The sequence below is a fragment of the Fictibacillus sp. 26RED30 genome, from assembly GCF_015903845.1.
Lineage (GTDB): Bacteria > Bacillota > Bacilli > Bacillales > Fictibacillaceae > Fictibacillus > Fictibacillus phosphorivorans.
The window spans coordinates 12,960-39,825 of the sequence record NZ_JACZDV010000008.1 but is presented as its reverse complement, the minus strand read 5'-3'; the positions used below and the strand labels follow the sequence as shown (position 1 = coordinate 39,825).

The 26,866-nt window shown below is 40.8% G+C and carries 26 protein-coding genes and 1 tRNA gene; all 27 read right to left on the bottom strand.

The window, feature by feature from the left end:
* Positions 1 to 221: 221 nt before the first annotated feature.
* Positions 222 to 2,717, bottom strand: coding sequence for a stage II sporulation protein E (gene spoIIE / locus IHV11_RS20405; protein ID WP_197134449.1), 2,496 nt, complete (start codon positions 2,715 to 2,717; stop codon positions 222 to 224).
* Between the two features lie 323 nt (positions 2,718 to 3,040).
* Positions 3,041 to 3,117 (bottom strand) — tRNA-Met (locus tag IHV11_RS20400).
* A 604-nt stretch (positions 3,118 to 3,721) separates the two neighbouring features.
* On the bottom strand, positions 3,722 to 4,165 hold the full coding sequence (locus IHV11_RS20395; protein ID WP_066390538.1) for a S1 domain-containing RNA-binding protein: 444 nt from the start codon (positions 4,163 to 4,165) through the stop codon (positions 3,722 to 3,724).
* Positions 4,166 to 4,256: 91 nt separating this feature from the next.
* Entirely contained in the window at positions 4,257 to 4,616 is a 360-nt protein-coding gene (locus IHV11_RS20390) for an FtsB family cell division protein (protein ID WP_197134451.1), read from the bottom strand.
* A 20-nt stretch (positions 4,617 to 4,636) separates the two neighbouring features.
* Positions 4,637 to 5,236 carry a spore cortex biosynthesis protein YabQ gene (gene yabQ, locus IHV11_RS20385; protein ID WP_197134453.1) on the bottom strand — a complete coding sequence of 200 codons (600 nt, stop codon included), beginning with the start codon at positions 5,234 to 5,236 and terminating at the stop codon, positions 4,637 to 4,639.
* Positions 5,233 to 5,541 (bottom strand): sporulation protein YabP, encoded by a 309-nt coding sequence (gene yabP / locus IHV11_RS20380; RefSeq protein ID WP_066390532.1) that lies wholly within the window; start codon positions 5,539 to 5,541, stop codon positions 5,233 to 5,235. Before yabP ends, yabQ begins: the two co-directional genes overlap by 4 nt.
* Before the next feature lie 460 nt (positions 5,542 to 6,001).
* Positions 6,002 to 6,268: an RNA-binding S4 domain-containing protein gene (locus IHV11_RS20375; RefSeq protein WP_197196045.1), complete on the bottom strand. Its 267-nt coding sequence runs from the start codon at positions 6,266 to 6,268 to the stop codon at positions 6,002 to 6,004.
* Positions 6,269 to 6,270: 2 nt separating this feature from the next.
* Positions 6,271 to 6,543 (bottom strand): HU family DNA-binding protein, encoded by a 273-nt coding sequence (locus IHV11_RS20370; protein ID WP_066238167.1) that lies wholly within the window; start codon positions 6,541 to 6,543, stop codon positions 6,271 to 6,273.
* 127 nt (positions 6,544 to 6,670) lie between these two features.
* Entirely contained in the window at positions 6,671 to 8,113 is a 1,443-nt protein-coding gene (gene mazG / locus IHV11_RS20365; protein ID WP_197196044.1) for a nucleoside triphosphate pyrophosphohydrolase, read from the bottom strand.
* Positions 8,113 to 9,699, bottom strand: a complete 1,587-nt coding sequence (locus tag IHV11_RS20360) for a putative polysaccharide biosynthesis protein (RefSeq protein ID WP_197196043.1) — start codon at positions 9,697 to 9,699, stop codon at positions 8,113 to 8,115. Before IHV11_RS20360 ends, mazG begins: the two co-directional genes overlap by 1 nt.
* Before the next feature lie 214 nt (positions 9,700 to 9,913).
* Entirely contained in the window at positions 9,914 to 10,450 is a 537-nt protein-coding gene (gene spoVT / locus IHV11_RS20355; protein ID WP_197134462.1) for a stage V sporulation protein T, read from the bottom strand.
* A gap of 145 nt (positions 10,451 to 10,595) precedes the next feature.
* Positions 10,596 to 14,135, bottom strand: a complete 3,540-nt coding sequence (gene mfd, locus IHV11_RS20350) for a transcription-repair coupling factor (RefSeq protein ID WP_197134464.1) — start codon at positions 14,133 to 14,135, stop codon at positions 10,596 to 10,598.
* A gap of 289 nt (positions 14,136 to 14,424) precedes the next feature.
* A complete protein-coding gene (locus IHV11_RS20345; RefSeq protein WP_191755355.1) occupies positions 14,425 to 14,655 on the bottom strand; it encodes an anti-sigma-F factor Fin family protein in 231 nt (76 codons plus the stop codon).
* A gap of 64 nt (positions 14,656 to 14,719) precedes the next feature.
* The gene (gene pth / locus IHV11_RS20340; protein WP_197196042.1) at positions 14,720 to 15,280 is read right to left on the bottom strand and encodes an aminoacyl-tRNA hydrolase; all 561 of its coding nucleotides are present in this window, start codon (positions 15,278 to 15,280) and stop codon (positions 14,720 to 14,722) included.
* 109 nt (positions 15,281 to 15,389) lie between these two features.
* The gene (locus tag IHV11_RS20335) at positions 15,390 to 16,043 is read right to left on the bottom strand and encodes a 50S ribosomal protein L25/general stress protein Ctc (protein ID WP_197192201.1); all 654 of its coding nucleotides are present in this window, start codon (positions 16,041 to 16,043) and stop codon (positions 15,390 to 15,392) included.
* A 337-nt stretch (positions 16,044 to 16,380) separates the two neighbouring features.
* Positions 16,381 to 17,331: a ribose-phosphate diphosphokinase gene (locus tag IHV11_RS20330; RefSeq protein ID WP_066390512.1), complete on the bottom strand. Its 951-nt coding sequence runs from the start codon at positions 17,329 to 17,331 to the stop codon at positions 16,381 to 16,383.
* A gap of 30 nt (positions 17,332 to 17,361) precedes the next feature.
* On the bottom strand, positions 17,362 to 18,741 hold the full coding sequence (glmU, locus tag IHV11_RS20325; protein WP_197192200.1) for a bifunctional UDP-N-acetylglucosamine diphosphorylase/glucosamine-1-phosphate N-acetyltransferase GlmU: 1,380 nt from the start codon (positions 18,739 to 18,741) through the stop codon (positions 17,362 to 17,364).
* A gap of 250 nt (positions 18,742 to 18,991) precedes the next feature.
* Positions 18,992 to 19,282: a septation regulator SpoVG gene (gene spoVG / locus IHV11_RS20320; RefSeq protein ID WP_066238133.1), complete on the bottom strand. Its 291-nt coding sequence runs from the start codon at positions 19,280 to 19,282 to the stop codon at positions 18,992 to 18,994.
* A 584-nt stretch (positions 19,283 to 19,866) separates the two neighbouring features.
* Entirely contained in the window at positions 19,867 to 20,241 is a 375-nt protein-coding gene (locus IHV11_RS20315; protein ID WP_197196041.1) for a RidA family protein, read from the bottom strand.
* Positions 20,241 to 21,071: a pur operon repressor gene (gene purR, locus IHV11_RS20310; protein ID WP_144704810.1), complete on the bottom strand. Its 831-nt coding sequence runs from the start codon at positions 21,069 to 21,071 to the stop codon at positions 20,241 to 20,243. Before purR ends, IHV11_RS20315 begins: the two co-directional genes overlap by 1 nt.
* A 60-nt stretch (positions 21,072 to 21,131) precedes the next feature.
* Positions 21,132 to 21,995 (bottom strand): 4-(cytidine 5'-diphospho)-2-C-methyl-D-erythritol kinase, encoded by an 864-nt coding sequence (ispE, locus tag IHV11_RS20305; protein WP_197134536.1) that lies wholly within the window; start codon positions 21,993 to 21,995, stop codon positions 21,132 to 21,134.
* Between the two features lie 142 nt (positions 21,996 to 22,137).
* Entirely contained in the window at positions 22,138 to 22,320 is a 183-nt protein-coding gene (locus IHV11_RS20300; protein WP_197134475.1) for a small, acid-soluble spore protein, alpha/beta type, read from the bottom strand.
* A 132-nt stretch (positions 22,321 to 22,452) separates the two neighbouring features.
* A complete protein-coding gene (gene veg, locus IHV11_RS20295; RefSeq protein WP_066238125.1) occupies positions 22,453 to 22,713 on the bottom strand; it encodes a biofilm formation stimulator Veg in 261 nt (86 codons plus the stop codon).
* 330 nt (positions 22,714 to 23,043) lie between these two features.
* Entirely contained in the window at positions 23,044 to 23,910 is an 867-nt protein-coding gene (gene yabG, locus IHV11_RS20290; protein ID WP_197134478.1) for a sporulation peptidase YabG, read from the bottom strand.
* 87 nt (positions 23,911 to 23,997) lie between these two features.
* The gene (gene rsmA / locus IHV11_RS20285) at positions 23,998 to 24,873 is read right to left on the bottom strand and encodes a 16S rRNA (adenine(1518)-N(6)/adenine(1519)-N(6))-dimethyltransferase RsmA (protein ID WP_197134482.1); all 876 of its coding nucleotides are present in this window, start codon (positions 24,871 to 24,873) and stop codon (positions 23,998 to 24,000) included.
* A 6-nt stretch (positions 24,874 to 24,879) separates the two neighbouring features.
* Positions 24,880 to 25,443: a ribonuclease M5 gene (gene rnmV / locus IHV11_RS20280; protein WP_197134485.1), complete on the bottom strand. Its 564-nt coding sequence runs from the start codon at positions 25,441 to 25,443 to the stop codon at positions 24,880 to 24,882.
* A gap of 188 nt (positions 25,444 to 25,631) precedes the next feature.
* On the bottom strand, positions 25,632 to 26,849 hold the full coding sequence (locus IHV11_RS20275; protein ID WP_197196040.1) for a G5 and 3D domain-containing protein: 1,218 nt from the start codon (positions 26,847 to 26,849) through the stop codon (positions 25,632 to 25,634).
* Positions 26,850 to 26,866: the final 17 nt, after the last annotated feature.

The window sequence follows — 26,866 nt, the reverse complement described above, 5'->3', positions numbered from 1 at the left end:
TACGCAGAAAACCCCGCGAAACATAATCACTAAAGGAAGTCGGATTGTGAATACTGTCTACTTTTACATAAATACTGTCCAGTCTTCCCCATTTACTGTCCACTTATTGAATTTTACTGTCCACTTTTGCCAAAATACTGTCCACTTACAACAGCGAGGGACTACAAACAAAAAAGACCGCTCTTTTTTCACATAAAAGAACGGCCTCTTATTCTCATAAACTATTGAGCTTTCTTCCGGTTGATCGCGACTTTCGGATATTGAGGAACAGTTGCCCACTTTGGAATGTTCTTTTCAATCTTCGTCACAGCGACCGTCATGTCATCCTCGATCCCGTTATTCCCTGAACGAATCACTTCTTCCATGATGATATCTGCTATCTCTTGCGGGTCTTCGGTGTCGATCTCTCTGATCTTACGCTTTAGCCAAGCATCGATATTCTCGATATGACGGGGAGCTTCGTAGATTCCGTCACTCATCATAATGAGTATATCTCCCGCTTTTAGCTGTTCATCGACAACGTCTACATCAAAATCCCGAATGATGCCCATCGGAAGGTTGCTTGCTTCGACTGTCTTGATCTGGTCTCCTCGTTTAATAAAACTTGGTGTCGAACCGATCTTTAAGAACTTAGCAGATGCATCTTGCAGATCGATCATCGCAAGGTCTAGTGTTGAGAAGATTTCATCTGTTGTACGTAAGGAGAGTACAGAGTTAACTGACTTAATAGCAACTTCCTCTTCAATTCCGGATTGAAGAATCTTTTGAAGAAGCTGCAGCGTTTCATTGCTTTCGATGAATGCTCGTTCTCCGTTACCCATTCCATCTGCAATGGCAACAGCAAACTTTCCAGCACCGATCTCTATCGTCGAATGGCTATCCCCCGAAAGCCATGCCCCGCCTTTAGCTGCTGAAGCAATTCCTGTCTCAACCACATATTCTCGCGCTGAATGAAAGGATAGATGACAGAAGCCAGTCGGATAGTTCGCGCAATCTTCATGCGTCACAAGAATCGTCTCTTCCAAAATGTCAGATAAGATCGGTGCGATCAGCTTCTCAGCGATTCCGGAACCATTGCAAGAAGGAATCGTCATTTCAATATCGACGTTAGATGTTTCAAGACTGTAAATATCCACGTGACCTATATCAATTCCAGCTTGAGCAAGAGAGTCTTTGATCTGCTCTTCTTGAATTTGATGGTTTGCTTGTTCACGTTGGATCTCTTTTGCAAAATCACCCATCACTTGTGAAACACCCATCAGCTGATCTGCGACTAACCGGCGGCTTTCTTGAACTTGTATCTTCAATTTTTGAGAAGCTCGATATTGCGTTAGTTCTTTTTTCATTAAGTCGGTTATCTTTTCTGGCTTGATACAATGCTTTTCCCATTCTCGCTTTAATTTTCGATCCTTAATGTCACTATAATCTTCTTGTTCCACCATGAGCCTTGTCATAAGGTCGTAAGTCGTTGTGAAATTCTGCGCCCAGCATTGTTCCTTCTTAAAACAAGTCTGGCACGTTTTCTCTGTAATATTACTTAAGAAAAGATCCACCTCACGCGTACTATCCTCCTCATTTAAAGAAGAACCGACAGATTGGAACGAATGTGAGAGCGCTTGGAAGAGGCTTGAGAACCGTTCAACGCGACTCGCGGTAACATCACGAATCTTCTTCAAATATTGCTGTTGGTGCATGGAATGTTCTCTTGTACCTGGTACATATTTTGAAATATTGCTGATGGCCGTCTTCGGTGTTAACAAGAAGAGCAGAACAGCAAATCCTGATTCCATCAATGTGGATGTAATCTCAGATCTTCCTTCACCATACAAACCGATCATGACGGTTCCGATGATAAGACCGAGACTTACACCGAATCGTTTCCCCTCTTTCAAAAGTCCGCCAAGAAGACCAGAAAATGCTAATAAACTCATCTGAGACAAGCTTGCTACTTGCGCGAGGCTCAGGATAAGACCTGTCACGACACCAACAGTAGAACCGATCGCTGCTCCTCCTACAAAGGCGAACAGCAACACTAAGTAACGAGAAACTACATGCTCTACGGCAACGTCATTGATCTGCCAGCCGATCGTCCCGGTCATGACAGAAGCAAGAAGGATCATCAAGCAGACAATCTCTTCGTTTTTTAATGATTGTGGAATCTTTTTATTCGTTAATAGCGGTATGCTTTGAAGAAAGATTAACGTAAGGACTAAGCTTAAGCCTCCTTCAACTAACGCAAGCATCGTATCGACCCGCTCTAATCCTCCTTCACCAAACATGGAGAACACGGTTCGCGTGATTAAGGAAGAACCGAAAACCAATAGAGGAAGACTTTGCATCCGATTCTTTATGAATAAATCTGCTCCTTTTTGAAGACTTGCATAGACGAGTAATGCACTAATAAAAAACAAAGCGTTCATCGGTTGGTGTGACATCGCCCCTGCCAAAATGGCAAAGACAGCAATGCCTGTCCGCTCTTTTCTCAAAACGAATACACTAGCTGCAAAAGGTAAAGCAAATGGAGACATCTCAGCTAGAATCATAGCTCGTCCTAACAAAAAACCAATTCCAAACAACAGCATTCTCCAGTTAAAAATGCTCTGGTTCAAAATCTGAAGCCATCTCTTACTCGTCTTCGTTACCGCCTGCTGGCTCTTTTCTACCCATACCATTCCTCTAATCGGTTCGAGTACTTCTTGTTCCACCTTTTGCCACATCCCATACACCACCCGTTTCCAATTTGTGTAACCATTATAAACAGGTTTAGAACAAAGATTTTGTCAAAAGAGCAGTTAAGGTTTTAAAAACTTATCGACGGACTTCTCCACTATTTCACGAAAGAAGAGCAAAAGCGGACAACATTTTTACAAAAAGAGAAAAGGAAGTTTCATTTTTGAAGTTATTAAGGAGAATTATGAAGAAAAAAATAAAAGGATAGATGTTTAAAAAATTATTGAAGGGAAGCAAATAAACAAAATAAAAAAGAGCACCCGCTAGCGGATGCTCTTGTACGTTTGTATGTAGATGTCAAAATTAAAAATGGTAGCGGCGGAGGGAGTCGAACCCACGACCTCACGGGTATGAACCGTACGCTCTAGCCAGCTGAGCTACACCGCCATTTGTAAAAGACACAAGTAGTATATTACATCTATCCGGATACTCTGTCAACGGTTCTTTGAAAATTTGTCGAAAAAGTTTTTTGACGCGTTTTTTCAAGACTGTTTTAGTACGCTTTGTTGCTCTTGAAAGTAGTTGATTTCCGCTCCAGGTTGCTCGCTTTCCACGGGGCGTGCGGTGAGCCTCCTGCCGCTTTGCGCCATTAGGAGTCTCCACCTGACCGCTCGTCCCGTAGGAGTCTCGCACCTTGCGCTCCAACCAACTTGTCAAAGAAGAGATTTTTAAACATTCGTAAGCAAAAATCTTTGAGAAAAACTGGCTTCGTAAACTTTGTTACTTCTAGAAGCAGAGGTTTCCGTCCCAGGCTACTCTCTTTCCGCAGACAGAATCTTCGCACCTTCCACTACAATCAAACTGTCAAAGGAGACAAAGATTTGAAAACTACAAACTGTTAGAAAAGAGATTTTGTTATTGATCATTGAAAATTGATGGCATCCTGACATAAAGATTAACGACTAACTACCGCAAACAAAAAAGCACTCTATTCTTGAAGAATAGAGTGCTAGCCATATATATAGATGAATGAGCATTAAAAATGCAACAATTATCCTCTTCGGCCGCCGCGGCCACCTCTTTTTGATTCAGTACTACGCTTTAAAGTAGTGAGTCGATCTTCACTATCTTTAAGGAATTTGTTCATCTTATCCTCAAAAGACAATGCCGTTGAATGGTTGTTACCGCCTCGGTTAGGACCTTTGCGAGATTTGTTAAATCCGCCTCTTGCAGGAGCTGGTCTACTAGCAGATGCAACATTTTCTTTTGCTTTCTTGATAGATAAACCGATCTTCCCGTCCTTTTCGACGCTCATAACCTTAACTTCGACTTGATCACCAACTTTAAGAAATTCGTTGATGTCCTTTACGTAATTATCCGCAACTTCGCTAATATGCACGAGTCCTGTTGTACCCCCTGGCAGCTCTACAAACGCTCCAAAATGAGTAATCCCAGTAACTTTACCTTGCAACTTGCTGCCTACTTCAATTGACATGCAAAAAATGCTCCTCCTTAAAAAATCTCCTAAGATATCATTACTTATTATACAATCGAAAAAATCTGCGTGTCAATCTACGCTTAATGCTTTATTCTGGAAGTTTAAAGATTGTTTCACCAGGTTTTGACATAAAAAAGTCGCGTCTGGCGATTTCTCCAATGTATTCTTCGTCTTTTAGTTTATTCACTTCATCTTTAAGTTGTGACTTTTCTTCCAAAAGAGCTTTGTATTCGTCACTTAACTCTTGTTGTTCCATCTGTTTTTCATTTAAAAGGGAGAGCTGTTCTGCAATACCCGTAATAATTAAAAAAGCAAAAAAGGAAAATACGATAAAAGCCCCCGTTAAGCGCCTGTATAAACCACGCTTACGCTTAGCGATCACTTGCTCATGACGCTCTTTATTCTGGATGTATTGTGAGTGAATCTCTGTTATTTTTTTCTGGCGCATTTGTTCGCTGTTCCCCTCCTTTACTTCTTTTTTCCCTTCCAATTGCTGACTTTATTCTTCGCAGAAATTAAAAACCCTGCAAATTTTAAATATTTCTCTTTTAAATTATACCATTTTTGCTTTGGTATGAAACGCCATATGAGTCTTCCAACCCACTTAAAAGGAGAAAAAAGAATCATGAATAGTACCATAATAATTTTTCGCAAGATGTTAAGTACATATAAAAGAATTGCGGATATGAGCATAATTAACCATTTTATCGGCATAACGATTAAAGAGTTAAGCAAACGGTATAAAAAACGAAAAAGTGACGCAACCGCTGAGACCATCCACTCAAGTATCTTTTTATAGATTCGTTCAAAGAGCGCTCGGTACGCCGCATATCCACAAATAAGAGCAATAAAAATATAAAATCGAATCTCCGCGTGGTTCACGTGCAGAAGAACGTAAAAGACCAGCAAAGCCTGTACCAGCCAAAACATCAGATCGTTAAAAAAATGAAGCCAATGCCACTTTCGTTTTTCATGGATGAATCGGCTGTACGTATCGACAGACATCCCGATCCAGATTCCCATGAAAACCATAGAAAGCATAGTTTCAAACTGTACAGTTAAGGTCATTTGAACAGTTTGCCGAAGAAGCCTTTAGTCTTTTCGCCTGTCTGCTGGTCCAGGTAAACGAGGTCGAATACTTTGCCTTCAATATTTACAACACCTGACTCCACATCAAGATTCTTCATCTTCAAGTTTGTCCCGCGGATCGCTAAAAAGCCCATCGTTGTTTCAAGCAAAAACTCTTCATTATCAAAGCTTTCAACTTGCTTAACACCCGTTATCTCTAAATTCTTTCTTCCTATCATTCTTACATCGTGGTTTGGTGTGCTCACTTTTTGATTATATCCATTCAGATCATATCGTTGGTCCATACATTCCCCTCCTCTATTCCATACAAATGTATGAAACATTGAAAGAGAATAGAACAAGCTGTGTGAATTTGGAGCAACCCAAGGTGTTTTTCTAAAAGGTTGTTACCTTTGGGTCTTGTTTCATTCACCTCATTGCAAGTTGATTGGAGTGTAAGGTGCGAGACTCTCGGCTAGGACTGGCCGGCAGTCCTTAAAGTTGAAGTGGCTCGTTCAGCCCCGACAAGCAGAAGATGAATGGGTTTGAAGGCGCACTTTGCCTTCTTAGCCATTTAACTTTTGACCTCGAGGGGCTAGCCACTGCAACTAGACAGGTGAGACACTTATACGTAAAATGTACGAATGTGGCTCACCATCTGCCCCGCGGAAAGCGAGCACCCTGAAACGGAAATCAACCACCTTCAGGAGCAACAAAGATTGCGAAAACAGCATAAAGAAAAGAACCTGAAAAAAATCAGGTTCTTCACTCAGTCGTTTCGATGCGGTTTTCTTCAAGGACGGTATACATGTTATCCGCGTCCTCTTTTCTTGTCGTATCTTTGAGCTCGTTGATCTTAACTTTTACAAGCTTTTGACCAAAACGGATCGCAAGCTCGTCCCCTACTTTTACATCAGAGGAAGCCTTCGCCTGCAAACCGTTAATGGAGATACGACCTTGATCTGAAATCTCTTTCGCCACGGTTCTCCGTTTGATCAGGCGCGAGACTTTCAGAAATTTATCTAAGCGCATGCTTACTTAACAGCTTCTTTCAGCTTGTTTCCTGCTTTAAATGCCGGAACAGTCGCTGCTGGAATTTGAATTTCTTTACCTGTTTGAGGGTTGCGGCCAGTACGGCTAGAACGCTCACGAGTTTCGAAAGTTCCAAATCCAACAAACTGTACTTTGTCTCCGTCTTTTAAAGCAGAAGTAATTTCATCGATTACGCCATTAACGACTGTTTCTACGTCTTTCTTAGTAAGTCCTGACTTTTCTGAGATATTTGTTACCAATTCATTTTTGTTCATTTTAATTACCTCCTAAGGTTTCTATCAAAGATTTCGCTAGAAACCCCTTATAGTTAAGGGTTTCATGATATTTCTCGAGAAAATATTCTCTATTTTTCACTATAATCCTTCTTTGTTGAAAAAAAAATTATTTTGCCTCGTTCCAAAAACGGTCCATTTCCTCTAAAGTGACGTCCTCAAACGAAAGATCCCGCTCCTTAAGTGCCTGCTCGATGTAGTTAAAGCGCTTCTTAAACTTACGATTCGTTTCATTTAGAGCTTCTTCAGGATCAATCTTGTAAAAACGCGCCAAGTTTACGACCGAAAACAACAGATCACCTAATTCTTTTTGTTGTTCGTCACCTTCAGCTTCTTGAAACTCTTTTAATTCTTCTAAGATTTTATCGACTACCGGCTCTACCACTTTCCAGTCAAAACCGACTTTCGCTGCCTTTTTTTGAAAAAGAAACGCTTTTTGAATAGCTGGAATGCCCTTTGGCACACCGTCTAGTATGGACTCACGATCTTCTTTCCCTGCTTCTTGTGATTTTATAGCATCCCAATTGGCAACAACTTCGTCTGCATCATCAAGAGAAACATCGCTGAATACATGCGGATGGCGACGAATCATCTTCTCGGTTAACGTCTCAATCACGTCTTCTAAAGCAAAAAAGCCTTCATCCTCACCAATTTGTGCGTGAAGTAGAACTTGAAGCAACACATCGCCTAACTCTTCAGCAAGAGCATCATCGTCTTCTTCGTCAATCGCCTCTAATACTTCATAAGCTTCTTCGATCAAATACTTCTTTAACGTAACATGTGTTTGCTTTTGATCCCACGGACAGCCTCCAGGGCCGCGCAGTCGAGCTATGACACTTTTTAAAAAAGCAAAGTCTCTGTACAGCAGTTCATCTTCTTTTACTGGAGGAACATAGACAGCAGTTAAGTTATTTAGTGTTACAGATTGATCTAGCTCGTATAGAGGGACGCGTTTGATAGACTCCTCTGCACTGCCTGCTGCGGTGACGACAGTTACTTCATAATCATCTGGATACTTATCCATCAGTGTGAGCTTCACTTCAGAAGCGATAAAGTTATCGTATACTTGCACAATAACAAGATGATGTCTAATCTGAACCTCATCTTTTCTTAAAGAGGTTCCATCAAGAATCTGGCACCCCTCGATCGGGTCGATCTTAAGCGCGGTATACATTTCGTCAAGGAAACTCTTTCCGCCTGCTACCGAAACCTCGATCCCTTTACTTTCACTTTGATGAAGCAGAATTTGAACAGCTTGCTCTGCAACTAACGGGTGACCCGGCACAGCATAAAGGACATGTCCCTCTTCTTCTGCCTTATGGAATAAAGTTTCAGCAATTTCTTCATACACCGGTTCGAACTGATCGTGTTTTTCGTAGATTTCATCAAACGCTACAAAGTGTTTTCCTTGTTTCTTTAATTCTTCAACTGCAGGGTGATGAATGGTACGTACATAAACTTTTTCAGCTGATTCTAACATGCGATAGATGCCAAGTGTCATCTGGTCTAGATCTCCTGCACCTAAACCGATAATCGTAATCTTCTTCGTCATCATGGTCTCCTTTTTTTAAGACGTTTAAACACTTTTTGAATAAAACCAATAGAATGAAAGACTGAATTCCATTCACTTTGAGAAAATAGTTTGAACAGAAAGATACATAGGATGTAAATTACTGCACCAATAAATGAAGCACTAGTACTTATCAGCATCGCTTGAAACCGAGTGTCAGCCAAGAATAAATAGTTCTCAGCCATATACATCCATGTCCATACACCTGCACCCATCAAGCTTAAAGATATCAATAGTTTGAGTGGTGTTGTTATTCTGCTTCCGTTTAAAAACTTCGTAACGAACTGAAGCTTCAACAGTTGAGCAATCGCTGCAACCATTGTAGCAGATACAGTAGATACTGCCGCCCCCTCCATGCCGAAAGAAGGAATAAGAAGCAAGTTACCCGCAATCTTTATCAATACTGCTATAAGAACGGTGTAGGCCGCAAATCTTCCTTGACCGATCCCTTGTAAAAGTCCTGTTGTCGTATAGATGATCGATACAAAAATAATTGATATACAAAGGATAGCTAGAGCTAGTGATCCATTATCATTTTTAAACAGCATAAAATTGAGGGGTTTCATAATACAGATCAGCCCTACTGCAGCCGCTCCACCAAAAACGACTGAAATTTTCACAGCGAGTTTTGCAAGAGATCGAATCTCTTTTTGCTTCTTTTCTGAAACGAGAGATGCCATCTCCGGTACGACAGCAAGTGCTACAGATGCCGCTGCTACTGTTCCTAATTGAAGAAGGGGTTGTCCACGATCAAAAACTCCTTTTAGAAGTTTCGCGTCATAAGCATCCATACCGCTTTCTATCCAGACATTAATGAAAAGAAAGGCATCAACAAGCTGCATTAACGCTAAGATCAGCGCGCTTAATGACAAATAGATGCTCGTCTTCAACAGCTCTGCGGCATATAGGAATCTGAATCTTGCTTCAGTACTAAAAGTACCCGCAGCCCTTTTTTTCCAAAAGTATAAAAGAAACAACCCTGACGCGAGTGCGCCAATGACTGATCCTGAGAGAGCTGCTGCTCCTGTTTCGTAACTCGAATACTCTTTTAAAACGAAATAATAAGATAAAAGTAAAATGCCTGAAACTCTAATGGTCTGTTCGATCAACTGCGAAACAGCAGTCAGTTGCATATCGCCAAGCCCTTGATATGCCCCCCTAAAAAATGCGGAAAGTGGAATGAACAGAAATAGAACGGAGATTACCTTGATCGGCAGCTCAAGATGCCGATCTCCCATCCATTCTGCCATAAACGGTGCCGCGAAAAACAAGAATACGAACGACAATAAACCTAACATCACAGAAGTCCATGCTGCTGTTTTGATTAAATGATCATCGTTGTTCTTCTCTGAAATGATCATTTTTGATAAAGCCATTGGAAATCCTGTAAACGCAATAGCAACCGCAATCGCATAAAACGGATAAGCTTGCTGAAACACATAAAAACCAAAATCACCGGTCATGTTCTGATAAGGTATCCGATAAACGACGCTAAGTAATTTTACGATAATGGCAGCTGCAGTAAGCAGCAAAGCCCCTTCCCATACGGAATATTTCTTTGATTTCATGAAGTACCTCAAAATTTATAGCATTTATATTTCCCGGGACGACAATTGTCGACACATTCTGTTTTGGTGAACATAATTTCAAAGTATTATACCATAGTCCGTGTATATCGCCTTGCGATATGAGATTCACCACAGGAACGTAAAGAGGGCACATCATTAGGAATATAACTCGTTCCAACAGCGCAAAAAAAAGAAAGAGCAGAATCGCTCTTTCTTATTGCTCCATCTGTCTTGCTAAAAATCCAGCTGCAGTTTCAGCAAGTTTTTGCTCTAGTTCTGTAAGCTTCTTGCCTTCTTTTCCAATCATAACGACTGCTCCGATCGGGTCTCCACCTGCGATGATCGGCGCGATAACATGGGATGTGTTTTCTTTGATCCCATCGATTAGTTCAGCATCAGCTCCGTTGGATTCAACCAAAGTTTTTCTGTCACTCATGGATGCTTCCACTACTTTACCGATGCTTTTATTATGATAATCTTTCTTGGATCCGCCAGCTACCGCAATGTATGTATCACGGTCAGCAATTAACACGACATGACCTGTACTGTCTGCAAGGCTCTCTGCATATTCTTTTGCAAAATCACCAAGCTCATTGATCGGAGAATATTTTTTTAAGATAACCTCTCCATCTCTGTCTACAAAAATCTCAAGCGGGTCTCCCTCACGAATCCGAAGTGTTCTGCGGATTTCCTTTGGGATAACAACGCGCCCGAGGTCATCAATACGTCGAACAATACCAGTTGCTTTCATATAAATAAATGCCCTCTCTTTCGGAAGATGATGAATCATTGATGCAACAACAAAATGGTTCCTTCACTGAAAGAATGTTCCATTTTCTAGGTTTATTATTTGTTACATCTCCTGTTCTATTCACGAATGAGAGGGTTATTATTTTTTAAGGTGTATTTGTTGTCTTTTCTTTCCTTGCATGCTTCATTTCTTTTAGGAAAAGATCAATCTGCTTCAACAAATCCAAGTCCTTCACCCGTTTGCGGTTAATGATAACTTTCATCAGGTTACCCTGCATCCCGAGATTTACATGTCGCCCTATCTTATTGGCGATCTCGAACATCTTTCCTCCATCAACCAATGAAGTCGTCTTTTCATTAAGAATCATGTTCACTGTATCCTGCTTCTGTTCGATCGACTTGATGCCTTCTCGTTTAGCACGGAGTTTAATGCCCGCCACTAAGAGCAGACATTCTACTTCTACAGGATAATCGCCGAAACGGTCGATAAATTCCTCTTGCAAGTCGGAAATATCTTTTAAAGCTTTCGCAGCACGTACGTGTTTGTACATCTCGATCTTTTGCTTTTCGTCACCGATATAATTAGTTGGAATATAAGCATCCACCTCAATATTGAGATCAACATCTTCTTCCACTTCTTTCGGCTTGTTGCCTTTTCTTTCTTGAATCGCTTCTTCAAGCATCTGGGAGTACAGATCGAAACCTACCGAATCGATGAATCCATGTTGCTGTGCACCTAGAAGATTACCAGCACCACGAATAGAAAGATCTCGCATCGCGATTTTAAAACCTGATCCTAACTCGGTAAATTCTTTGATCGCCTGCAGACGTTTTTCAGCGACTTCTGTTAACACTTTATCCCGTTGATAGGTAAAGTACGCATAAGCAACACGATTAGAACGCCCTACACGTCCTCTTAACTGATAGAGCTGTGAGAGACCCATTTTATCCGCATCGTACACGATTAATGTATTTACGTTAGGAATGTCTACACCCGTTTCAATGATCGTTGTAGATACTAACACATCATAGTTTCCTTCTAGGAACTCTAACATGACACTCTCAAGCTCATTCTCAGACATCTGACCGTGAGCATAAGCAACACGGCAATCAGGAACAAGCATAGAGATTTGCTCTGCCATTCGTTCGATTGAATCTACACGGTTGTATAAGAAATACACTTGACCACCGCGACCCATCTCTCGCTCGATCGCTTCTCGAACAAGAGAACCATTATAGTCCATCACATACGTCTGAACCGGGAAACGATTCTCAGGCGGTGTTTCAATGACAGATAGATCCCGAACACCTAGCATCGACATGTGGAGTGTACGCGGTATAGGTGTTGCCGTTAACGTAAGCACATCAACGTTTGATTTTAGCGTTTTAATCTTTTCTTTATGTGTAACTCCAAAACGCTGCTCCTCGTCAATGATGAGCAGGCCTAGATCTTTATATTGAACATCTTTAGAAAGCAGGCGGTGTGTGCCGATAGCTATATCGACCGTGCCTGCTTTTAATCCTTTAAGCACTTCATTCTGCTCTTTTTTGGATCGAAAACGGCTTAAACTGCCAATGGTAATCGGAAACTCGGAAAAACGCTCACGAAACGTTTCAAAGTGCTGCTGAGCTAAAATGGTAGTAGGAACAAGGAACGCCACTTGCTTGCCGTCCATGATCGCTTTAAACGCAGCACGGATGGCCACTTCCGTTTTTCCGTAACCTACATCTCCACAAAGCAGCCGATCCATCGGACGGATGCTTTCCATGTCTTTTTTGATCTCTTCGATAGCACGAAGCTGATCGTCCGTTTCTTGATAAGGAAAGCTTCCCTCAAACTCACTCTGTTCTGCACCATCTTCTGCAAAAGCATATCCTCTACTTGCTTCACGCTCTGCATAAAGCTTGATCAGATCATCTGCAATATCTTGAACAGAAGACTTAACCCTGCTCTTCACTTTCTTCCAATCACTACCGCCTAGAGAATAGATCTTAGGTTCTTTGCCTTCAGATCCTACATATTTTTGAACTTGATCGATCTGCTCAACCGGTACATAAAGGTTATCATTGCCGGAATATTTAATATGCAGGTAATCTTTATGAACCCCTTTGATCTCAAGCGTTTCAATCCCTAAATACTTACCGATCCCGTGATTCACGTGAACGACGTAATCGCCTACTTTTAATTCTGAGTAGCTCTTGATCCGCTCTGCGTTCGTCATCTTCTGTTTTCTTGCAGGACGCTTCGCCTTTTTCGTAAATACTTCTTCTTCTGTGATAACAACAAGCTTTTGCTTTACAGATTCAAATCCACTTCCAAGATCTCCAAGTAAGATCTGACTCGTCTTCGGCTGAATGTTTTGATCTGGCCCCATGATACCTGCATCCATCTCATAATCCGCAAGTACGCGTTCAAGCCGGTTCGCCCGCTCTTTGTTCATCGCTATAAAAACGATCGCAAATCCGAGCTTCTTCCACCGGTCCATCTCACCTTTTAAAACGTTCATCTGACCGTGGAAATTCTGCATGCTCTTACATTCTACGTTCAAAATATTTTGAGGCTGTGTGTGAGGCACATGTCTTAAAAACAGCGATAGATAAATAATAGGAAATGCTTTTTTATCACCTAGCAAGCCATTCGTATCTGGCGAGATCGTAAGGTCCTGAACAAGCTCCCCATGCTCAAGAAGTGCCGTCTGCCATTCTGCTTCTTCTTTATCCAGCTGCTGACTTGTTTCTTGTATTCGGCCGATCTCATCCATAACCACTAAACTATCAGGGGATATGTATTGCAAGAGGCTCGCAGGTTCATCGTAAAAGAGCGATGCGTATTTATACATGCTTTGAAACTGCTGCTTCTCACGCAATCTTCCTGTTTCATAGCTAATATTTTCAACGAGTGTTTCTTTAAGTGCATCATCTTTAATATTTTTTAAAGTAGATGCCAGCTTCGCATCAATGCGGTCTGCAGCATTATTATAATGTTCATCAAAAAGAATAAGTTCTTCAGCTGGTGCAATAGAAATTGTTTTTACCTTATCCTGCGAACGCTGTGTTTCTGCTTCAAAATATCGAATAGAATCGATCTCTGTATCAAAGAGCTCGATCCGAACAGGATTTTTTTCTGTAAGCGGGTAAATATCGATGATCCCCCCGCGAACGCTAAACTCACCAGGTGTTTGGACCATCGATGACCGTTCATAACCCATCGCAACTAGTTTCTTTAATATTTCATCCGAATCGATATCTTCCCCTATCTGAAAAGAAAGACCTGCTTTTTCCCATACCTCAACTGGTGGCAAGTATCGCCTTAACCCTGCAACAGGTGTAATGATGACACCTTTAAAAGATCGACTCAGTTGATTTAAAGCCTCGATTCTTTGGCTTTTTAATTCAGGACTCGATATGGCCATCTCAGATGAGATCAGATCATTTACAGGATATAAATAAACTTCATCTTCAGATAAAAGAGAAGTTAGATCTTCATATAGTTTTTGTGCTTGAAACAAATTATGGGTCACGATGAGTTGAGGTTTTCCTGTATTTTCGTGAAGACTGCTGATGAGCATCGTCCTGGCAGAGCCCGAAAGACCAGCGACGAGCTGCTCTTTCAGCCCCCCATTAATGCCATCCATTATGGATTTAAGGTCCTCTCCCTGACTAAAATATTTCTTCAATCCAAGCATTTCTTACTCCCCCTCTCACATGAGCTAGTCATTGGTTCTATTGCTTTGAAAGTGGTTGATCTCCGTTCCAGGATGCTGGCTTTCCGGGGGGCGTGCGGTGAGCCTCTTAGCGCTATGCGCTATTAAGTGTCTCGCCTGTCCCGCTGATCCCCCAGGAGTCTCGCACCTTGCACTCCAATCAACTTTGCTATAATGAAGCAAAATCTAAAGCATAGAATCTATTTTGTATCAGCATTTTAAACAGAAAAAGGCTTTGGCCCGCTTAGATAGGCTGTGGCCAAAGCATTACTTATTGAATAAAGGATTTCAGCGTATGATACTCCGGATTACGTTCTAGCGTATCCTGACAATCCTCACATGTCGTTGTTACTTCTATATCTCCATTCTCTTTATAGGAGAGTAATTCCTGCCGTTCTTCGTTACTTAATGTTTCAAATCCAAGCTGTGCCGCATTAACAGTATGATGGTCTATTGAGCCAACATGTGTTTTACAATGCCTGCACCGGTAATGAATAGCCATGCACAGTCCCCTTTCGGTTAGCATTATACTAACCATTATGAGCGGAACATGTGTAATCTATTCTTTAGCCGTTAAACTTATTCATAACTTTATCAAACGATGTGTCTAGAAAAGCTTCACAAGCTTTCACAGATCGGTCGATACCATGTTCGATATCTACGAGTTCCTCTTTAGAAAAACGGTTTAATACAAAATCTGGAACTGGCTGTTGATTCGTCGGGCGTCCGATACCAAATCGGATCCTTTTGAATTCTTGCGTGCCAAGGTGAGCGATCATAGATTTAATACCGTTATGCCCACCCGCACTTCCCTTTGTACGAAGTCTTAATTTTCCTGGTACAGTATCAAGATCATCGTACACGACGATCATGTTTTCTAAAGGGATCTGAAAATAATCCATGAAAGGCCCTATACATTCTCCAGATAAATTCATATACGTTAGTGGTTTTAACAAGAATACTTTTTCTCCTCCAACCACACCGGTTCCGTAAATTCCTTTGAATTTGGTTTGCTGCATGGGGATATTTAAGGAGTCTGATAATGTATCGATCACTTCAAAACCTATATTATGCCGGGTGCCATCAAAACGAGAGCCAGGGTTCCCGAGCCCAATAAACAATTTCACTCTATGTTCACCTTACCTTCAATTGTCTTATAAACATTATACACAATTGGGATAACAGAATAAAAACGCAGCGGCCGCTGCGTTTTTATATTCATTTATTCTATTCGACTTACTTTTCTTCTTCTTGACTGTCATCAGCAACAGATTCAGAGGATTCTGGAGCATCTCCTTCAGCATCCGCTTCTTCTGTTTCTTCATCCGTTTCTTCGTCCTGAAGTTTTGGAGGTGTTACACTCGCAATCACTTCGTCTTCTTCATGAAGAATTTCATATTTCTTACCTGAAGGCAAATCCTTAACAGATAAGGAATCACCAATATTTAAATCGTCTACAGAAGCTTCCAATTGTTCTGGGAAATCAGCAGGTAGAGCTTTAACATTTACAGTTGCAAGCACACGCTGAAGAACTCCGCCTTCTTTAACACCAACAGATTCACCTGTTAGTACAACCGGCACCTCTGCTTCTGTTTCTTTATTTAAGTCAATTGCTAGGAAGTCTACGTGCGTAACAGAATTTTTCAAAGGATGAACTTGCATATCCTGTACCATGACAGAATAATTCTTTCCATCTACTTTTAATTTAAGTACGCCATTCTTACCAACTTCTCTGTAAGCTTTAATAAATTCTGGCTCATCAACAGATAGAGCTACAGCTTTAGTCCCATAACCATATAAGTTTGCTGGGAAATGCCCTTTACTTCTTAATTCCGTTAAAATCGAACGTTTGTCTGTATTTCTTTTTTCGACTGTTAGATTCGTTGCCATAATGAGATCCACCTTTCCTATTTCGAGTCTCTTTAAAGCATTACCCGAACTGAAAGATTTTAAAACGTGAAGTTAGAAATCGATTAAGCAAGCACTTCTTAAGCGAAAGTTGATTAGTGTTTTACTGGTTGCTCTTGAAAGTCGTTGATTTCCGTTTCAGGATGCTCGCTTTCCGGGGGGCGTGCGGTGAGCCTCTTAGCGCTATGCGCTGTTAAGAGTCTCACCTGTCCCGCTGATCCCCCAGGAGTCTCGCACCTTCCACTTCAATCAACTTTTCAAAGATGAGAGTGAAAAAATCTCAAATGCAACGATTTCTATAGAAGAGCTTTATAAGATCTTAATCAAACAATTTAGATACAGATAGTTGCTCGTGAACGCGAATAATCGCTTCTCCTAATAAAGGAGCTACAGAAAGCTGTGTTACTTTATCGATCTTCTTCTCTTCAGGAAGTACGATCGTGTTTGTTACAACAAGCTCTTTAATAGAAGAGTTCTGGATACGATCCATTGCAGGTCCTGAAAGTACAGGGTGCGTACAGCATGCATAAACTTCTTTCGCGCCGTTTTCTACAAGTGCATTAGCTGCTAGAGTGATCGTACCAGCCGTATCGATAATATCATCGATTAAGATCGCTGTTTTTCCTTCAATGTTACCAACGATGTTCATAACTTCAGATACGTTCGGGCGAGGGCGACGCTTATCAATGATAGCGATTGGTGCTTTTAACCGATCTGCCATCTTACGTGCTCTTGTTACTCCACCATGATCCGGTGAAACGATTACGATATCATCTAATTCTTTGTTTGCAAAATAATTTGCTAAGATCGGCACACCAAGTAATTGATCAACCGGGATGTCGAAGAAGCCTTGAATTTGAGTCGCATGAAGATCGATTGCAATAACACGAGTTGCACCAGCGGTTTCAAGCAGGTTAGCTACAAGTTTAGCTGTGATCGGCTCACGGGCACGAGCTTTACGGTCTTGACGTGCATAGCCATAGTAAGGCATTACTACGTTAATCGTTTTTGCAGAAGCACGCTTTAAAGCATCAATCATGATTAACAGTTCCATCAAGTGTTGGTTAACCGGGTCACTCGTTGATTGAATAACGTAAACTTCACAACCACGAATACTTTCCTCAATGTTAATCTGAATTTCCCCGTCACTAAACTTGGTTACTGAACTTTCTCCAAGCTCAATTCCAATGTGCTGAGCAATCTCCTTTGATAATTCCTTGTTAGAATTTAACGTAAAAACTTTCAATGTAGGATCTACATACGTACTCATTGATGGCTCCATCCTTCCCCACTCTTAAAATTATTGGTTTTGCTTTTCGTTTAACTTTTGAACGTAGTTTTCTTTTACAGTTTGACGCGATCTTGCAATGGATAATGACTCTGCAGGAACATCGTTTGTGATTGTTGAGCCTGCTGCAACATAAGCATTTTTGCCAACGGTAACCGGAGCAACTAAGTTAGAGTTACAACCAATAAACGCCCCATCTTCTACTTTTGTTAAGAACTTATTCTTACCATCGTAATTCACTGTGATAGATCCGCAGCCTAAGTTTACATCTTTTCCGATCTCAGCATCACCGATATAGCTAAGATGAGACGCTTTACTTCCTGTACTCATCACAGATTTTTTTATTTCTACAAAGTTTCCGATCTTTACTTTGTTCTCAAGTACGGACTTCGGACGGATGTGAGCAAATGGACCGATAGCTGTCAGATCTCCAACTTCACTATCGTGAATAACAGATTGACGAATCGTGTTTCCATTTCCAATAACACTATCTTTGATCTCTGATTGAGGGCCGATAATGTTTTCTTCGCCTATTTTCGTTTGTCCTAAGATTACAGTCCCAGGATAGATGACCGTATCACTACCGATTACCGCGTCATCTGAAATATAGGTTTGATCAGGGTCGATCAAAGTAACACCATTTCTCATGTGGCGTTCGTTGATTCGTTTCTTCATATAACGTTCAGCTTGCGATAATGCCACTCGATCATTTACACCAAGTGTTTCATTGAAATCTGATGTTTGATAAGCAGCTACTACTTCGCCTGCATTTTTTAAGATCTCTATAACATCTGGCAAATAATATTCACCTTGTACGTTTTCGTTGTTTACTTGTTTAAGCGCATCAAATAACGCTTTATTATCAAAGCAGTAAGTTCCTGTATTGATCTCAGTTACTTTACGCTCTTCTTCTGAAGCATCTTTGTGCTCGACATTGCGTTCTACAGTTCCTTCGCTGTTACGGATAATACGTCCGTATCCAGTAGGGTCTTCCGCCTTAGCTGTTAGAATCGTTGCTTTTGCACCAAGAGATTCATGTTCAGCAATCAGCTTTTCCATTGTTTCCGAAGTAATAAGAGGTGTATCACCACAAACAACAAGTGTGATTCCTTCTTTGTTTGCTAGGGCGTCTTCCGCCTGCATAACAGCATGTGCTGTACCAAGCTGCTCTTCTTGAAGCACGTACTGAACGTCAGAGCCTAGTTGATCCTGAACTTTTTCAGCACCATGTCCGACAACAGCCACCAACTGTTTCATTTGAAGAGAGTTGATCTGATCAACAACATGTTGAACCATCGGTTTCCCACAAACAGGATGTAACACTTTATATAACTTGGATTTCATCCTTGTTCCTTGACCCGCAGCAAGAATGACCGCATAGCGATTTGTCATTGTGAACCTCCATCCATTTTTCCTATATCTTTAATAATTCTTAACATACCATTACGAATATATCTTAAACCCGTATTCATTTCAAGAAGTGACGCGGGATTGTCAATGGTTTGATAAATTTTATTTAAAAAAGAGGTGATTTTTATGAATGTAAGGGGTATATATAGGAAGGTTCTTTCTTATGAGGAAAAAAAGAGCAAATAAAAAGAACCCAATCATTCTGACCAGGCTCTAAATTCTTATTGAGATATTAAGAAGCTCCTGCTTCTTCTAAAGCAGACTCCATCTCTCCCATACGGTGATATTCTGTTAACACCGCGTTTTGGATCTTCTCACGTGTACTAGACGTGATCGGATGCGCGATATCACGGAACTCTCCATCTGGTGTTCGTTTGCTTGGCATAGCTACGAACATTCCATTATTGCCATCAATTACCCTAATATCATGAATGACAAATTCATGATCGATTGTAATGGAGGCAATCGCTTTCATACGGCCTTCTGTATTTACACGGCGTAATCTTACGTCAGTCACTTCCACTTACAAACACCACCTTTTTCCAAAATAAGAACGTAATACTACAATTCTGCAGATTTTTACAAAATCCTTCTTGGAATAATAAAAATTTTTAAAAAATTTGTGATGCCCCATCTAGTCTAGTGTTTTGAAGTTCATATAGAGTATTTTTATTACCTTTTAGAGGTCATTTTTTTAGGTTACAGCGAAAATGGCTTGTAGAAATAAACAAGCTAGATCCTTTTTTGCTCAATGATCACCAATTTAAGGTTCAATATTATTTTTTGAATGAAAAGAACCCATTCCAAGAGTGAAATGGGCAGGATTTAAGAGAAAAAATAGGTGAATTTCAGCTATTTTAAATTATTCAAAATCGGCACTACCTATATCTAATAGGGTATTTAGCAAGGTGATTCAAGAAATATTAAACTTAATTCTAGAAATTTTGAAGATAATACAGCGAAATTTTCATATATTCCGGCGAGTTTACAGATTTCGACAACTAAAAGGCATTCCTATACCCTCAAGCCATTAAAGAGCAGCGGTCTTCCAGTTGCTACATAAAGGGACCTATTAAAAAAAGGTAAAAAAACAAGCCCCATAGGGACTTATTTTGTAAGTGCGATTACTTCGATTTCTACTTTTGCATCTTTAGGGAGACGCGCAACTTCTACGCAAGATCGTGCTGGCTTATGCTCGCTAAAGTATTGACCATATACTTCATTAATATCTGCAAACTCGTTCATGTCGCTTATAAAAACCGTTGCTTTCACGACTTGATGAAGTGAAGATCCCGCTTCTTTCAAGACCGCTTGCAGGTTATGAAACACTTGATGCGTCTGTTTCTTCACATCTCCGTCAATCATGACTCCTTCTTTCGTAAGAGGAATCTGACCTGAACTGAAAAACAACTGGTCGATTACAATTCCTTGAGAATATGGGCCGATTGCTGCAGGTGCTTCTTCTGTATGAATTTTTTTCATCACGCTTGACCTCCGTTTAGAAAATAATTACCTTTTTCTACTTCGATGCGATTTTCCTTTTCGTTCACTTGTGCAAGTCGTGCAATGGAAACATAATCATCTACAAGTCGTTCTGAAACCTCTTGCGCCTCAACCAGTACACCGATTCCTTCAATGTGCGCCTGAAACTCTTCGATCAAGCTGATCATTCCCTTGATCGTTCCGCCCGCTTTCATAAAGTCATCGATGATGAGTACACGTGAGCCCTGTTTGATGCTTCTTCTTGCAAGAGCCATCGTCTGGATACGTTTTGTTGAACCCGAAACATAGTTGATACTCACGGTAGATCCTTCTGTTACCCTGCTGTTGCTTCGAACAACGACTACGGGAACGTTCAAATGTGTCGCTACTGCGTAAGCAAGTGGAATCCCTTTAGTCGCAATCGTCATGACGACATCTATTTTTCGTGAAGAGAATGCAGATGCGAACAGCCTGCCGATCTGGTTCACCAATCTTGGGTTTCCGATGATATCTGTTACGTACAAATATCCTCCAGGTAAGATACGGCTCGGATCTTCGAGCAACTCAACGAGTTCTTTCACTGTTTCTTCAGCTTCTGCTTGGTCTATGCCTGGAATATATTTAACACCGCCGGCCGCACCCGGGACCGTTTGAACATGTCCTAAACCGTGTTGCTCAAAGTGTTCTTTAATAATAGCAAGATCTTCACTTATAGATGATTTAGCCGATTCGTACCGTTCTACGAAATAAGACAAAGGGATGAGTTGGTGGGGATGGTGAAGAAGGTAACCTGTTAAATCTACCATTCTTCCGCTTCTTTTTAATTTCATATTATCCTCCAAAACCGAATGTTTGAAGATAATATACCATTTTTATACGGATTTTATCAATCATTCCCCTAATAAACGAACAGCATAAACTTCATGACAGAAACCTCTTAAACCGTTGTACACTCTTTGGAGGCGAGATTCGTGCTGAAACAGCCCAAATACAGTCGGTCCGCTTCCACTCATAAGAACAGCGTCTGCCCCGAGTCGCATCATTTGTTCTTTAATATGTTTAACTTCCGGATACATCTTGAGCGTAACCGATTCTAGAACATTTCCTAAAAGGCTGCAGATCTTATCATAATCTTTCTCTTCAATGGCTTTAACCATCCCTTCCACATCAGGATGCTTGATTCCTTGAAGTTTTAAGTTACGATACACTTCACCTGTTGAGACTCCAATCGGCGGCTTAGCTAAAAGCACCCAACATGGCGGTGGCGAGGAGATGTGATGAATCTTTTCACCTCTGCCCGTCGCTAGTGCAGTTCCTCCGTACACGCAAAAAGAAACATCTGAACCTATCTTCGCACCAAGCTCAGCCATTTCATCTAGTGACAGACCTAGTCCCCAAAGTTCATTGAGCCCTTTTAAAGTAGCCGCTGCATCACTGCTTCCACCAGCTAAGCCAGCTGCAACAGGGATGTGCTTTGATATATGTATATAGACACCTTTTGAAATGTTAAATGTTTTCTTTAAAAGCAATGCTGCCTGAAACGCAAGATTGCGTTCATCGAGTGGAACAAACCCACCTGAACTTTCAATTTTAATTTCATCTGCCTCTAATAAAGTGAGTTCGATCCGGTCAGCTAGATCTACCGTTGTCATTACCATAGCCACTTCATGAAAACCGTCTTCTCTTTTACGCAAAGCATCAAGAGAGAGATTAATTTTTGCTGGAGCTTTAATGGATACTTTATTAATTGTCATCATTATCCCTGCCTACCATCTTGCACAATTTTGATATTTTTAATAGTAACACAGTATGTGGAATGAAATATAGAAAAAATCAAACCATCTCTGTAGAGGAAAACCGGAGACACAATGGCCTCCGGTTATAACTACCACATATTTATCTGTTTTCGTTGTTATAGCGTTGTTCAGCAATCTCTAAAGCGCGTTTAACCATGTTTCCTGCGTCTTTAGAGCGGATTCCGCCCCAGCCTTCGCGCTGGACCGTATCGTAAAAGCCAAGTTCTTTTGCGATTTCTGTCTTTAATCCTTCAGACATCATTCCGTTTTTTCTTCGTCCCATAAGAAAACCCCTTTCATATGCGATACATCATAGTATCTCCAAAAGGGGTTTTATCTTACGTGATGATGCTGATTATATGTATTTATTATGCCGATCACAACCAGCAAGTAAAAAAAATAGCAGTAAAGATTCTTACTGCCCGATTGCTGCTTGTGTATCTTCTAAGAATGTAAGTTCTACTGTCTCTGTGAGTACATCCGCGTAACTATAAGAAACACGTTCAAAAGCGTTGGTGTCCTGATCTAATTTGATAATAAAAACTGCCGGGTATGTTTCTTCCAGTGTTCCAAGTCGTTCGATTGTTTTGCGTCGACCGCCGTTCGCACGTAAAGAAAGTCTTCTACCCACGTTGGACTCTAAAGAGCGTCTAATGTCCACTATTGTTTTACCCATTTTAGGCTCCACCTCACTTAGACAAATTATAACACAAATCGTGTTTTTTTGTCAAATTAAAATTTTTATTATAGCAAGCAAAGCATTTTCATGTCAATGACCAAATATACTTTTTTTGCTTTTTTTAGTATGCCAAATTTCCTGTACATTATGTATAAAATGAGTATTTCTTACAAATAATTGTTTAATTCGGGCACTTTTGATATAAATTTCTTTTATTTATCTTTTCAAAAAAACGACAGAAAGCGCGTTGCAGCCAAGCATCTTTCACGTTAGCTTCAGTTGGATTTTCACGCAAAAAAACTCCGAAATTTTTCGGAGTTTGACGGTTCATGGCTTTCCTTTTATCGGCATCCCTGTTCTAAGGAACCCCTTTGTTTCGACACCGCCTAATCCTTCTTTGCCTGTTAAGGTGTTCCGGAGGACATCCATGACGTTTACACGGTCCATAAAAGAAGTCAAACTGATCTTAGAGACAATATAGACTGGATCGAGCGCATGGATATTAATACGAGCGGGTGAGCTGGCAAAATTAGAGCCTACCTTTATTAAGGATTCAAAATGAGACTGACAAGCACCTGCAAAGATCATTAAATGGTCTAGGTGCGTATATTTTCTTCTCACTTCACGAACGGTTCTAACGAAATATTTCGTATGACGATAGGCATTTACATCAGATACATCGCCTTTTGACTTCATATACGCATCATGCCCCGTAATGACCAGGATGTCAGGCCTTACCTCATCTACGAGCGCAGGGACTTTCTCAGGCATCTCTGATTCCTTCATATGAATGCCATACACAGGCACCCCAAGCTTTTTATAAAGCTCCAAGCATTTATTTAAGTATAAAGGGTCTCCGTCAATATGAAGTACTCTACCAGGAAGCTCAAAGTAGGATTGATCATATTGATATCCGTTCGTCGATAAATACTCTCTCTTTTGCCTTAATAAATAGTAGTCCTGTCTGAATAGTTTTAATGAAGACTCTTCTTTTTCTTTTTCAACTTGCCTATGTTCAGACATATGCTTGTCATCAACGACAAATAAGTCATCGACAGGAGCATCTGCCCATAGTCTGAGCTCTTCTCCAGCGAGTTCAGCAATCGTTCGATCCTCACTGAATCCTACAACTCGAAATAGTAAATCTCGTTTGTAAGAGTTTCGGCTTACAATTGATCCAATCTCTAGTTTCATTTTACTCCCCCTATTCGGAGTAACAAGCTCCATAGCTCCCTCTGTTCCTTTTATAAGGTTATGTGAGAGACGGGGGAAAAATGAGGTTTATTTTACAAGAGGTAAAAGAGCATCTGCCAATTTTCCAAATTCCTCAATAGAAAGGGTTTCTCCTCTACGCTTCGGATCAATATCGATCGATTCTAGGATCGTTTGCAGCTCTTCTTTCTTATCTTTTGGAACGAGCTGGCTTGTTAGGTTGTTCCAAAGCGTCTTTCTTCTTTGTGCAAAAGATGATCTTACGACATGAAAGAAGAAATCTTCATCCTTTACGGAAACTGCTGGTTCTTTTCGAAGCGTCAGCTTAATGACAGATGAATCAACATTTGGAGCTGGTACAAAAACGGTCTTAGGTACCTTGATCATCGTCTCAGCTGTTGCGTAATATTGGATGGCGATAGATAACGAGTTATAATCTTTCGTCCCTGGTGAAGCTGCAAGACGGTCTGCAACCTCTTTTTGGATCATACATACGATTCCTCGAATCGGAAGTTTGTCTTGAAGAAGCTTCATAATGATCGGTGTTGTAACGTAATAAGGCAAGTTCGCGACAACCATCAAATCTTGTCCTTCTTCAAAGTGTTCATTAATGACAGCATGTATATCCGCTTTTAAGACATCTGAATGGATGACATCTACATGGGGATAAGGAGCTAATGTTTCTTCTAATATAGGTAGAAGGCGTTGATCAATTTCAAACGCTACCGCTTTTTTTGATGATCTCGCAATAAACTCCGTTAATGCTCCGATTCCAGGACCGATTTCAATGACCCCTGAATCCTCTGTTAAGTCTGCCGCATTTACGATATTGTTTAAGATATTACGATCGATCAGGAAATTTTGACCTAGACTCTTTTTAAACGTAAAGCCATGCTTCTCCAATATGGCTTTCGTCGATTGCGGAGTCGATATATCTTTTCTCATATGTTTTTATTCCTCCTCATTGCTATAAAGCGCCTTTAACGCCTGCTCAAATTCCTCTGGTGTGACTCTGAACATATTAAGACGTTTATGTAATTGTTTTGCATTCATATAACCCAACCGCAGCTCTCGTCCTATCACTTCACGTCTATGTTTGGAATCAGGACCGCCCGTTAATCCTGCAGCCATCAGATCTTCCCATGAGATCATCTCATCTTCCACTTCTAAGAGTTCTTCTCTAACATGTTCGAGCGCTTCCACTATGGCTTCTCGTGATGCATGCTCCACACCGACACCTTTGTCGCCCTTAGCAATCGCGTCAGCCTTTTCTAAGTAAGCGTGTTTACATCCCGGCACATACTCCGAAATGATTTCACGAATTCTCTTACCTGGAAAATCCGGATCGGTAAAAACAATGATTCCTCGAGTTTCATGTGCTCTTTTGATGCGATTCAATGTATCTATGCTAATTTCTGAACCATTTGTTTCTATTGTATCTGCTAATACAGATCGTTTTATGGCAAGCGTATCGCTTTTTCCTTCGACTACAATAATTTCTTTAATCTTTTTCATGATTTCCTCCAAAACGGTGAAACCTTTTTAGGTATTGCAACGTCTAATGTATTGAACGACAAAACATCTTTTACTAGTATACCCCAGGCGTCAAGAAAGTCTAGGTCTCTACAGTATTGAGGGTGTTTGTTTTCTAGTTGTCCCGCGCACAAAAAAAGCACAGGGATTTTTTCCCCATGCTCTTAATATTAATTAATGATGCGAATTTTAACTGATTTTCTTCCCCAAGACTCTGCTCGTGACTGCGAAGAAAAGAATACGTCAATCTTATTACCCTTAATCGCTCCCCCAGTATCTGAAGCAATGGCATATCCATATCCTTCAACATACACTTTTGAGCCAAGCGGAATCACACTAGGATCGACTGCGATAACTTTCGCATTTGGATTAGACTTTAAATTAAATCCAGTAGCCGTAATTCCTGAGCAACCAGCACAATTAGCCGTATAAGCTGTACTTGTTACCGTTATTTCTCGCCCGCCAGAACTGCTTGATGCGGATGCGGATTGGCTACGAGATACAACAGGCTGTGGCTTTGGCTGTGCCTTCGTCCCAACAGCAACAATTTTATCCGAGCTATCTGATAACGTTTTTTCGCTGATCAGTTTTCTGGAAATCTCTTTGCCATTTTCCATAACAACTTCAAAGCGCTTTTCACGTTTTCCTTTTTTTCCATCTTGCACGACACGCTCTTTACCTTTCGTTAACCCGCTATCTTTACGGTTAACAACAGCAAACGGTGTTTCTTCTTCCACTACATCGGTGACCTTTTCTACTCGGATGACTTCAACCTGCGTTTTGCCAGTAATTTCATCTGATTTTGCAGGTGTTACTCGATCAATTTCACCTAAAGATACCTTTTGTTGCTTCAAAAGGTCAGCGACGGTAGTCGAAGTGGTCCAAACTTGCTGAGCTTTTCCGCCTACAACAAGCTTAACCGGGAATGCTGATTCAATTTGGATCGTTCCTTGATCCTTAATATCAGCAGTCAGATTTGGCTTAATAGAATCATGCTCTTTTAACGTTAGCTGCTGTTCTTGAACGAATTGTTCAACAGTCTTCGCTGTCGTCCATATCGTTTTTTCCTTGCCGTTCACGGTAAGGTTGATCTCTTTTGCTTGTAAATAATCAATCTTCATGTTGTCAGTCACCTTGGCATCAAGACCCGGTTTAACTGAATCATGTTGAGTTATGTTTATGTTTTGTTCGCTTAATAGTTCTCTAACTGTGTTAGCATGCGTCTTCACTTCTGTTTTCTTTCCGTCTTGGATTAGCGTTACGTCAGCTTTCGTAGTTTCATAACCTACGAAGCCACAAGTTACGGCTAAGACGAAAAGAGCAACGATCGAAAGATATACTTTCTTGTTCGTGAAACGTGAGAACAAAGCTGTAATATTCCTATTCATTCATTTTCCTCCCCTAC